Annotated in this window: 9 protein-coding genes and 2 riboswitches; of the genes, 4 read left to right on the top strand and 5 right to left on the bottom strand. The window is 62.0% G+C overall.

The annotated features are described in order from the left end of the window. Positions 1-16: 16 nt before the first annotated feature. The 3 genes from ACWIKB_RS24205 to cobW form a co-directional block, all read right to left on the bottom strand. Positions 17-1,015, bottom strand: coding sequence for a magnesium chelatase ATPase subunit I (locus tag ACWIKB_RS24205; RefSeq protein WP_475269869.1), 999 nt, complete (start codon positions 1,013-1,015; stop codon positions 17-19). Between the two features lie 247 nt (positions 1,016-1,262). Continuing rightward, on the bottom strand, positions 1,263-5,141 hold the full coding sequence (gene cobN / locus ACWIKB_RS24210) for a cobaltochelatase subunit CobN (protein WP_475269871.1): 3,879 nt from the start codon (positions 5,139-5,141) through the stop codon (positions 1,263-1,265). A gap of 3 nt (positions 5,142-5,144) precedes the next feature. Beyond that, positions 5,145-6,206, bottom strand: a complete 1,062-nt coding sequence (gene cobW / locus ACWIKB_RS24215) for a cobalamin biosynthesis protein CobW (protein WP_475269873.1) — start codon at positions 6,204-6,206, stop codon at positions 5,145-5,147. A gap of 96 nt (positions 6,207-6,302) precedes the next feature. Beyond that, positions 6,303-6,516: riboswitch (cobalamin riboswitch) on the bottom strand. A gap of 186 nt (positions 6,517-6,702) precedes the next feature. Further along, a riboswitch (cobalamin riboswitch) is annotated at positions 6,703-6,931 on the top strand. A 118-nt stretch (positions 6,932-7,049) separates the two neighbouring features. Between cobW and ACWIKB_RS24220 the strand changes: the two genes are divergently transcribed. From ACWIKB_RS24220 to cobM, 4 genes are all read left to right on the top strand, one after another. Beyond that, on the top strand, positions 7,050-7,244 hold the full coding sequence (locus ACWIKB_RS24220; RefSeq protein ID WP_123509533.1) for a CbtB domain-containing protein: 195 nt from the start codon (positions 7,050-7,052) through the stop codon (positions 7,242-7,244). Between the two features lie 11 nt (positions 7,245-7,255). Further along, complete coding sequence (locus tag ACWIKB_RS24225) at positions 7,256-7,963, top strand: CbtA family protein (protein ID WP_475269876.1); 708 nt, start codon at positions 7,256-7,258, stop codon at positions 7,961-7,963. Further along, positions 7,960-8,373, top strand: coding sequence for a cobalamin biosynthesis protein (locus ACWIKB_RS24230; RefSeq protein ID WP_475269878.1), 414 nt, complete (start codon positions 7,960-7,962; stop codon positions 8,371-8,373). The genes ACWIKB_RS24225 and ACWIKB_RS24230 overlap by 4 nt, the downstream gene beginning before the upstream one ends. A 92-nt stretch (positions 8,374-8,465) precedes the next feature. After that, the gene (gene cobM / locus ACWIKB_RS24235) at positions 8,466-9,212 is read left to right on the top strand and encodes a precorrin-4 C(11)-methyltransferase (protein ID WP_475269880.1); all 747 of its coding nucleotides are present in this window, start codon (positions 8,466-8,468) and stop codon (positions 9,210-9,212) included. A 202-nt stretch (positions 9,213-9,414) separates the two neighbouring features. Here cobM and nfuA read toward each other — a convergent pair whose 3' ends face one another. Beyond that, on the bottom strand, positions 9,415-9,999 hold the full coding sequence (gene nfuA, locus ACWIKB_RS24240; RefSeq protein WP_475269882.1) for a Fe-S biogenesis protein NfuA: 585 nt from the start codon (positions 9,997-9,999) through the stop codon (positions 9,415-9,417). A gap of 57 nt (positions 10,000-10,056) precedes the next feature. Beyond that, positions 10,057-11,091: an acyltransferase family protein gene (locus tag ACWIKB_RS24245; RefSeq protein ID WP_475269884.1), complete on the bottom strand. Its 1,035-nt coding sequence runs from the start codon at positions 11,089-11,091 to the stop codon at positions 10,057-10,059. Positions 11,092-11,254: the final 163 nt, after the last annotated feature.

The raw sequence follows: 11,254 nt of genomic DNA on the forward strand, positions 1-11,254 counted from the left end.
GATCGAGGGCGAATGCCTAGGGCTTTTTTGGCCAGCTCGGCACGTCACGTCGAGCGCCGACCGGCAGGGCTTGGGCGGGCAATTCGCCCCATTGGCCTTGGCCTTCGCTGGGGTTGGTGTTTTGAGTCGAGGGTGGCTGACTTTGTTGCGGTGCCGATGGTGAGTGCTCACGACGACGATGGCGCAAGGCAAATTCAGCGACGGCGTCGATATCTTCCTCGGTGATCGCCTTCGCCCCACGCCATGCCGCGTGGGCACGGGCAGCGCGCAGCCAGACCAGGTCGGCGCGCAGGCCATCGACACCGGCAGCAAAGCAGCGCTCGGTGATCTGCGCCAGTGCGGCGTCGTCCAGCGGAATGCTCGCCAAGGCACCGCGTGCTTGCTGACAACGCTCGCGCAGTGCGTGTTGTTGACTCTCCCACTCAGCGCAGAAGCCTTGGGGATCACTGTCGAAATCCAGTCGTCGGCGAATGATCTGACCGCGCTCGACGGGTGCGGTGTGACCACTAAGGGCGACGTTCAAGCCAAAGCGGTCGAGCAATTGCGGGCGCAGTTCACCCTCTTCCGGGTTCATGGTGCCGATCAGCACAAACCTGGCCGAATGCCGGTGGGAAATGCCGTCGCGCTCGATCAGGTTGGTGCCGCTGGCTGCCACGTCGAGCAGCAGGTCAACGAGGTGATCGGGCAGCAGATTGACTTCATCGACGTACAGCACACCGCCGTCAGCCTTGGCCAGCACGCCGGGGGAAAACTGCGCGCGACCGTCGCTCAGAGCGGCGTCCAGGTCGAGGGTGCCGACCAGGCGTTCTTCGGTGGCGCCCAGGGGCAAGGTAACGAATTGGCCGCTGGCGAGCAGGTCCGCCAGGCCACGGGCCAGGGTGGATTTGGCCATGCCGCGCGGGCCTTCGATCAGCACGCCGCCGATTTTCGGGTCGATGGCGGTCAGGTAGAGGGCGAGCTTCAAGTCATCGGCGCCGACCACGGCGGAGAGCGGGAAATGGGGGGTGTCGGTCATTGGGATTGTCTCGGTTCGTGGTCTTGGGGTTTTCGGTGCTGTTGATGATTGTTGCGTGTCAGGTCGAACCACCCCTCACCCTAACCCTCTCCCCAGAGGGTAGAGGGGACTGACCAAGGTGTCTTGCGAGCTACATCGACCTGAAATATCGAGTCGAACTCGGGATTTGAAAAGCATGAAGATCGGCTCCCTTTCCCCCTCTCCCCCGTGGGGAGAGGGCTGGGGTGAGGGGTCGCTCTTGAAGCACTCACCCCTCTTCCTCTATATCCAACAACAAATTCTCCAGCGCCTCGCGGTACTCACCCGGTTCCTTCCACATCCCCCGCTGCTGCGCCTCCAGCATCCGCTCAGTCATATCACGCAAGGCATGAGGATTGTGCTCGCGGACAAAATCCCGAGTCGCCGGGTCGAGCAAGTACGCATCCGCCAACAACGCGTACTGGTGATCGTCAATCAATTGCGTCGTCGCATCGAACGCGAACAGGTTATCAACCGTGGCCGCCAGTTCAAACGCACCTTTATAGCCATGACGCTTCACGCCGTCGATCCACTTCGGATTCGCTGCCCGGGAACGAATCACCCGGTTCAGCTCTTCCTTCAATGTGCGGATTTTTGGCAAGTCCGGCTGGCTGTGATCGCCGTGATAACTGGCCGCCGCTTCGCCGCTGAGGCTTTCCACGGCGGCGAGCATACCGCCCTGAAATTGGTAGTAGTCATTGGAATCGAGCAAGTCATGCTCGCGGTTGTCCTGATTCTGCAGCACCGCTTGCACCTGGCTCAGGCGTTGGGCGAATTGTTCGCGGGCCGCGGTGCCTTCGTCGGCACCGCCATAGGCGTAACCGCCCCAGTTCAGATAGACCTCGGCCAGATCTTCGCGGCTTTGCCACAAGCGCCCGTCGATAGCGCCCTGCACGCCCGCGCCGTAGGCACCGGGTTTGGCCCCGAAAATCCGCCAACCGGCCTGACGCCGAGCTGTTTCTTCATCCAGACCAGAGGCCAGCAAGGCTTCACGCTCGGCGCGCACCTTGGCCGCCAGCGGATTGAGATCGTCCGGTTCGTCCAGTTCGGCGACCGCTTGCACGGCGGCATCAAACAGACGAATCAGGTTGGCAAACGCGTCGCGGAAGAACCCGGACACGCGCAAGGTCACGTCCACTCGCGGACGGTCGAGCAAACTGATCGGCAGGATCTCGAAATCATCGACCCGCTGACTGCCGGTGGCCCACACAGGACGCACGCCCATCAGTGCCATGGCCTGGGCGATGTCATCGCCGCCGGTGCGCATGGTCGCCGTGCCCCAGACCGACAGGCCGAGCTGACGCAAGTGGTCGCCGTGGTCCTGCAAGTGCCGTTCAAGAATCAGGTTGGCGGACTGGAAACCGATACGCCACGCCGTGGTGGTCGGCAGGTTGCGCACGTCCACCGAATAGAAATTGCGCCCGGTGGGCAGGACATCGAGACGACCGCGACTCGGTGCGCCGCTCGGCCCGGCCGGGACGAAACGGCCGCTGAGGGCGTCGAGCAAGCCGCGCATTTCTGCCGGGCCGCAGGCGTCCAGGCGTGGGGCGACGACTTCGCGCAGGTTGTCGAGGATGGCATGCACTTCCGCCCAACTCGCCCCGTGTGGGAGCGAGCTTTTGTGGCGAGGGGGCTTGCCCCCGTTGGACTGCGTAGCAGTCCCATTTTCTGGGGCCGCTTCGCGACCCAACGGGGGCAAGCCCCCTCGCCACAGTTGCTCGGTCTCGGAACTCAAAGTCTGAGTGATCAGTTGTGCGGCAAAAAGCTCCAGCCGCTCACGGGTATCCCCCGCCGTGCGCCAGGCTTCATCGCTGATCGATTGCAGCTCATCGGGACGCGCACCGGTCCACGGCTCGGCCAACTCACAATCCAGCGGATCAAACCCCAGCGCAAACGCCTTGGCCAACGCCCGCAATAAACTCGATTGGGCCCCGCGCCCATCGCCCCGGGGAATCCGCAGCAGCGCCAACAAGGTATCAATACGCAAGCGCCCGGTCGGTGATTCGCCAAAGATATGCAGGCCATCACGGATCTGCGATTCCTTCAAATCACACAAGTACGTGTCCAGGCGCGGCAGCCAGATCGCCGCATCCGCATCGCTGTCGAGTTTCTCGTCCAGTTGCAGTTCGCGGTCGATGTGGGTGTCGCGCACCAGTTGCAGGATGTCGCGTTGCAACTCCCGAGCGCGGCGCGGATCGAGCAATTGTGCTTCGTAATACTCGTCCGCCAGCAGTTCAAGATTACGCAGCGGGCCGTAGGTTTCGGCGCGGGTCAGCGGCGGCATCAGGTGATCGATGATCACCGCTTGGGTCCGGCGCTTGGCCTGGGCGCCCTCACCCGGGTCGTTGACGATAAACGGATAGATGTTCGGCAGCGGCCCAAGCAACGCATCCGGCCAGCAGTTTTCCGACAGCCCGACACCCTTGCCCGGCAGCCATTCCAGATTGCCGTGCTTACCGACATGGATCACGCCGTGGGCGCCATAGGTGCTGCGCAGCCAGAAGTAGAAGGCCAGATAAGCGTGAGGCGGCACCAGGTCCGGGTCGTGATAAACCGCACTCGGATCGACCTGATAACCCCTGGCCGGTTGAATGCCGACGAAGGTCAGGCCGAAGCGCAACCCCGCAATCATCATCCGTCCGCCACGGAACATAGGGTCGTTTTGCGGCGGGCCCCAACGCTCCAGCACCGCTTGGCGATTGGCTTCCGGCAACGCATCGAACATCAGTAAGTAGGCGTCCAGCACCAGGCTTTGCATGCACGGGCGCTGGTCGAGGGTGTCGAGGTCATTGCTGACGCCGCCGAGCAACTGCTGGATCAATTCGGTGCCGCTGTCCGGCAACTCGGCGGGCAGCGGATAACCTTCTTTATACAGCGCACGCAAAATATTCAGCGCCGCTGCCGGCGTATCGAGGCCGACTCCGTTGCCGATACGACCGTCCCGCGTCGGGTAGTTGGCGAGGATCAGCGCGATGCGTTTTTCGCCGTTGGGCACCCGCGCCAGATCGATCCAGCGCCGCGCCAGTTCCGCGACGAAGTCCATGCGTTCCGGTTGCGGCCGGTAGCAGACCACGTCGGACTGGCTGCGCTCGCTGCGCCAGGCCAGATCCTTGAAGCTGATCGGCCGGCTGATGATGCGACCGTCGAGTTCCGGCAGCGCGATGTGCATCGCCAGATCCCGTGGGCCGAGGCCTTGTTCGCTGGCGCGCCAGCCGGGTTCGTTGTCCTGGGCGCAAATCGCCTGGATCACCGGGATGTTGCGGCGAAACGGGCGCAAGTGCGGCGCTTCGGGGCTGGATTGGGCGAAACCGGTGGTATTGAGAATCACCGCCGCTTCGACGTCATCCAGCAAGTCCTCGACCACCGTCAGGCAGCCGGGCTCTTTCAAACTGGCCAGCGCAATCGGCAACGGGTTCAGCCCCGCTGCTTGCAGACGCTGACAGAAAATATTGATGAAACCAGTGTTCGCCGCCTGCAAATGCGAGCGGTAGAACAGCACCGCCGCCACCGGTTGATCGGCCTGCCAATCGGCTTGCCAGTCACTCAGTTCAGCGGGGCTTTTGTGTGGGTGATAGATCGCGGTGCGCGGCAGGGTTTGCGGCTCGGCCCACGCGTAGTCGCGGTCCAGCCAGCGAGTGGCCAGACAGCGGAAAAAATCCAGGGCATTGCCCATGCCGCCCTGACGCAAAAACTGCCAGAGCCGCTCGCGATCTTCCGCGCCGACGGTGCTGAGGTCGCTGAGTTCCGGGTCCGGGCGGTCATCGCCGGGCACCAGAATCAGTTGCACACCGCGCTCGGACAGTTCGACCAGCCGCTCGACGCCGTAACGCCAATAGGCGATACCGCCGTGCAGCGAGATCAGAATCACTTTGGCGTGGCGCAGCACTTCGTCGACGTACAAGTCCACCGACGCATGGTTCTGCACCTGCATCGGGTTGGCCAGGCGCACGCTCGGGTAGTCGTCGGGTAATTGCTGCGCGGCTTCGGCGAGCAGCGCCAGGCTGGAATCGCCGCTGCACAGGATCACCAGCTCGGCGGGGGTTTGTCCAAGGTCGGCAATGTTGTCATCCGACACGAAACCGCCGGGCTGGGTCCTGAGCAGGTGCATGGCTTAAACGCTGAGCGCGGCGCGCAGTTGCGCTTCGAGTTGAGCGGCGTCCAGTTCCTGGCCGATCAATACCAGGCGAGTGGTACGCGCTTCATCGGCGCCCCATTGACGGTCGAAATGCTTGTCGAAACGGGTGCCCACACCCTGGATCAGCAGGCGCATCGGCTTGTTCGGGATCGCGGCGAAGCCTTTAACGCGCAGGATGCCGTGCTTGACCACCAGTTGAGTCAGCGCGTCCATCAGCAGGCTTTCGTCGGCTTGTGGCAGTTCAATTGAAATGGAATCGAAGGCGTCGTGGTCGTGATCGTCTTCACCTTCATGATGATGATCGTGATGGCTGTGACGGCTGTCGATGTGTTCTTCGGAACCGGCGCCGAGGCCGATCAGCACATCCAGTGGCACGCGACCGCTGCTGGCCTCGATGACTTTTACTGCTGGCGGCAGCTCTTCGGCGACTTCCAGGCGCACGCGGGCCAAGTCTTCAGGGCTGATCAGGTCGGCTTTGTTGAGGATTACGAGGTCGGCACTGGCCAGTTGGTCGGCGAACAATTCGTGCAGCGGCGATTCGTGGTCCAGGTTCGGGTCGAGTTTGCGCTGGGCGTCGACTTGATCCGGGAATGCGGCGAAGGTGCCGGCGGCCACGGCCGGGCTGTCGACCACGGTGATCACCGCATCAACCGTGCAGGCGCTGCGGATTTCCGGCCACTGGAACGCTTGCACCAGTGGTTTTGGCAGGGCAAGGCCCGAGGTTTCGATCAGGATGTGGTCGAGGTCGCCGCGACGTGCCACCAACTCGCGCATCACCGGGAAGAACTCTTCCTGGACGGTGCAGCACAGGCAGCCGTTGGCCAGTTCGTAGACGCGGCCGTTGGCTTCTTCCTCGGTGCAGCCGATGGAGCACTGCTTGAGGATTTCGCCGTCGATGCCCAGCTCGCCGAATTCGTTGACGATCACCGCGATGCGGCGACCCTGGGCGTTGTCGAGCATATGGCGCAGCAAGGTGGTTTTGCCCGAGCCGAGGAAGCCGGTAACGATGGTGACGGGGAGTTTGGCCAGTGTTTTCATCGGATGCCCTTTGGCAAGGTGGCGGGCATACGGGACGACGACCGCGGCGATAAATGCGCGGAAGATTTCGCCACCGGATCACCCCGCCCGGTTGTAGTGAGAATTCGTTTCGAGGCAGGTCTCCTGGCTTTCAGTGCGCCAGCCTTGCGGGCCTGGCATTCGCTGCGCCTTCCCGCGAACCCTTTGCCAGGGTTTGCAGTGGCGTGGCAGCGAACATCACCGTTCACAGTTGCGGGGGCAGCCGCGGCATCGACCGCGTTCCCTTCTTAGCTTCGGCAAACGCCGAAGAACCTCGAAAGCGCAAGGCTACGCATGGTGTGGGGGCGGGTCAATGTTCTGCTGAGTTCTGTAGCGACTGTGATGACGCCTTCGCGAGCAAGCCCGCTCCCACATGGGAATGCGGTCACCTGTGGGAGCGGGCTTGCTCGCGAAGGGCGCGACTCGGTTTCCAACTGAGAACCCTTGCCAATTGACTACCCCGCCCCGCCCATGCTCTCCTACACGCCTTGTTACGGGTGCCCTTCACAGGGTGAAACGGGAAACCGGTGAATCATGTGCTTTACTCTAAAGTCATGTCAGTCCGGTGCTGCCCCCGCAACGGTAAGCGAGCGAAGAATCAGATCCACTGTGCCGGCAGTTCGGCATGGGAAGGTGATTCTTGCAGGTTTCGGCGCAAGCCTTGACCCCTCGTGAGCCCGGAGACCGGCCCGCAACACAAAGTGACCAGTACGATCACTGAATAACAAACCCGCGGTGGGCGGGCGCTGTTTGAATCTCTGCGCGCACGCTCGCAGGGGTTTGCATGCGCTCAATTCACCCGCTGACAGACCAGAGGGAAGCGCCATGTCGATCATCAGCAGCACCGACCACAGCAGCACCGCCAGCACCACAACCACCCTGAGCCAACGCCTGACCGCCGCCGTTTGTGCGTCGATCCTGGGCGCGTGCCTGGTGTATTTCGCCGGTTTCTCGCACATCGAAGCGGTGCACAACGCCGCGCACGATACCCGTCACAGCTCCGCGTTCCCGTGCCATTGAGACCTGCCGACATGATCAAGCGTATCGCGCAAACTGCAGGTTTCACCGGGCTGCTGGCCGCCCTGCTGCTGACCCTGCTGCAAAGTTTCTGGGTCGCCCCGCTGATTCTTCAGGCGGAAACCTATGAAAAATCCGAGCCTGCCGCGGTTGTCGCTCACGAGCACACCGAAGGCGCCATGGCCGCCCACACCCACGACGCCGAAGCCTGGGAGCCGGAAGACGGCTGGCAGCGCGTGCTGTCGACTACGGGCGGTAATCTGGTGGTCGCGGTTGGCTTTGCGCTGATGCTTGCCGGCCTCTACACCCTGCGCGCGCCGACCAAAACCGCTCAGGGCCTGCTCTGGGGCCTGGCGGGGTACGCGACGTTCGTGCTGGCGCCGACCCTTGGCCTGCCGCCTGAATTGCCGGGCACTGCCGCCGCCGATCTGGCGCAACGGCAGATCTGGTGGATTGGCACCGCGGCGTCTACCGCTGTCGGCATCGCGCTGATCGTGTTCAGCCGTCACTGGCTGATGAAGATTCTCGGCGTGGCGATTCTGGCGGTTCCGCACGTCATTGGCGCGCCGCAGCCGGAAGTCCACTCGATGCTGGCCCCGGAAGCTCTGGAATTCCAATTCAAAATCGCTTCGCAGTTGACCAACGTGGTGTTCTGGCTGGCCCTGGGCCTGATCAGCGCCTGGTTGTTCCGCCGCAAAAGCGATGGCCAATACCACGCATGACTGACACCAGCACAGCGCCGACGTTAGTGGTCGGCCTGGGCTGCCAGCGCGGCTGCCCCGCCAGCACGTTGCGGGCGCTGCTCGATCAGGCATTACAGGCGCATCACATCGAACTTCGCCAGATCAAGGCCTTGGCCAGTATTGATCTCAAACGTGATGAGCCGGGCCTGATCGAGTTGGCCGCGCAACTTGGGCTGGAGGTGATGTACTTCAGCAGCGAGCAATTGGCCGGTTATCAACCGCAACTCAGTCATCAATCGCAGATCGCGTTTGAACGCACCGGTTGCTACGGTGTAGCGGAAAGTGCCGCCCTGGCCTTGGCCGAACACCTGGCCCAGGCACCGGCGAAGCTGCTGATTTCCCGACAAAAATACGCCCAGGCCACCCTCGCATTGGCCAGCGCTGCGTAAAATCCCCGATAATCCCCGCCTCGATCATGAGCAATCTTCATCTGAAGCCTTGCCCAGCCCTTTTTTCACAGCTCTTTTTTCAGGAACTGACGATGACCGTCTACTTCATTGGCGCAGGTCCCGGCGACCCGGAACTGATTACCGTCAAGGGCCAGCGGCTGATTCGCAGCTGCCCGGTGATCATCTACGCTGGCTCCCTGGTGCCGGCTGCCGTGCTGGAAGGCCACCAGGCGCAAACGGTGGCCAACAGCGCCGAGTTGCACCTGGAACAGATCATCGAACTGATCAAGACCGCCCACACCAACGGGCAGGATGTGGCGCGGGTGCATTCCGGCGATCCGAGTCTGTATGGCGCGATTGGTGAGCAGATACGTTACCTGCGTGAGCTCGATATTCCGTTTGAAATCATTCCGGGTGTCACGGCGACGGCTGCCTGCGCGGCGTTGTTGGGTGCCGAGCTGACGTTACCCGATATCTCGCAAAGCGTGATCCTGACTCGCTATGCCGACAAAACCGCGATGCCGGCGGGCGAAGAACTGGGCAGTTTGGCGCAGCACGGGGCGACCATGGCGATTCATCTGGGGGTCAATCATCTGGAGAAGATTCTGGCTGAGCTGCTGCCGCATTACGGCGCGGACTGCCCGATCGCGGTGATTCACCGGGCGACCTGGCCGGATCAGGATTGGGTGGTGGGGACGCTTGAGGACATTGCCGCGAAGGTTGAGGCCAAGGGGTTTCGGCGCACGGCATTGATTCTGGTGGGTCGGGTGTTGGGGAGCGATCACTTTAGTGAGTCGTCGTTGTATCGCGCGGGGCATGCGCATCTTTACAGACCTTGAGCCAACCACCCCCTGTGGCGATGGGGCTCGCCCCCGTCCGGCGGCGGAGCCGTCGCAAAACCTGCATGTAAGGTATACCTGAAAAAATGTCGGGGCCGCTTCGCAGCCCAACGGGGGCACCCCCCCCTCGCCACAGGTAACTGTTCACCCATAAAAAAAACGGCACTCACGGGTGCCGTTTTTTTATGCCGCAGCGAACACCTTAGTAGTAGGCGTTTTCTTTCTGCGTGTGGTCGGTCACGTCGCGAACGCCCTTGAGCTCGGGAACGCGTTCGAGCAAGGTGCGCTCGATGCCTTCGCGCAAGGTGACGTCTGCCTGGCCGCAGCCCTGGCAACCGCCGCCGAACTTCAGAACGGCGATGCCGTCCTCGACCACATCGATCAGGCTGACCTGGCCGCCGTGGCTCGCGAGCCCCGGGTTGATCTCGGTTTGCAGGTAGTAGTTGATGCGCTCGTTGACCGGGCTGTCGGCGTTGACCATCGGAACTTTGGCGTTTGGCGCCTTGATGGTCAGCTGGCCGCCCATGCGGTCGGTGGCGTAGTCGACAACCGCATCGTCCAGGAAAGCTTCGCTGAACGAGTCGATGTACGCGGTGAAGCTTTTGAGCCCCAACGCGGTGTCTTCAGGTTTTTCTTCGCCCGGCTTGCAGTAGGCAATGCAGGTTTCGGCGTACTGGGTGCCAGGCTGGGTGATAAAGACGCGGATGCCGATGCTTGGGGTGTTCTGCTTGGAGAGCAGATCAGCCAGATAATCGTGGGCGGCGTCAGTGATGGTAATAGCGGTCATGGAAACTCCTCGCAGGCTTGGGCGCAGTTTACGCCAATCATCGCGCCGCACAAAGTCCTAGTATTTTTGTCGGGAAAGCACCAACGCCGGTTGAGCGGCCGTTTCCCCGTCAATCCTGGCTTTAAGCCACCGATAGCTGCGTTTTTCCACCCATTCGTAACTTGCCCAGGACGCCAGACCGATAGTCGCCGCGCAAACGGCGAACATGACGTAGGGATTCACGCCATACCGCTGTGCGACAAATCCCCCGGCAGACAGCACTAATACGTGCATCAGGTACACCGAGTAGGAACAGTTGCCCAGCAGCTCGAATACCCGATTGCTCTCGAAATAACGCTCCAGCGCGATGCACGCTATCACCAACACCGCACTCGGCAAGCCCCAGGCCAGGAAGCGCGGCACCGGCGCCCAGTGATAAATCACCAGCAATGCACCGCCAATCCCCAGCAGCGGCAGCCACAGCCCGGGTTTTATCCAGCCTCGGCGGTAAATCATGCCGATGGCGATCCCCAGCAAGAACTCGTAAACGATATCGGAATGATAGAACTCGCTGACCCAGCCATATCCGGTCCAGGCCTGGCACACCGCGAACAGCAACGCCGCGACGATCAATAGCCTGAAGTTCAGGCGGAACAACAGCGCCCAGCCGAACAACAGATAGAAGAGCATTTCGTAGTTGAGGGTCCAGCCGACGTTGAGTGTCGGATAAATCCCGTAACCGCCGGGGTTCTCCGTAGGAATGAACAACAGCGACAGCAGGAAATGCGACCAGTCGACGGTTTGATCCGGCAATACCGGCCGGGCAAACACCACCACCAACGCCATCAGCGCGGTGTACAGCCAGTACGCCGGGACGATGCGAAACAGTCGATACAGCAGGAACCGCGCTGGCGGCAGCGCCTTACCCTCGGTGGAGAGGAAAATCACCAGGCCGCTGATGACGAAGAAGATGTCGACGCCGACGGCGCCCTTGTCGATGAACATCTGGCCCACCGGTCCGCGGGCCTGGAAGTCGAAGAAAATCTGCATGAAATGGTGGCAGACCACCGCCCAGGCTGCGATAGCGCGCAGGGCTTGTACTGAAATCAACATCAATCGCCCTCCTGATCGCATCTCCCCTTGTGGGAGCGGGCTTGCTCGCGAAGGCGGCGTGTCAGTCGACATTGTTAGTGCCTGACACACCGCTTTCGCGAGCAAGCCCGCTCCCACAGGGGATTTGCGGTGCCTTACAGATCCGACACCGAGCGATCTTCAA

This window comes from Pseudomonas sp. 5Vm1k (assembly GCF_056161485.1).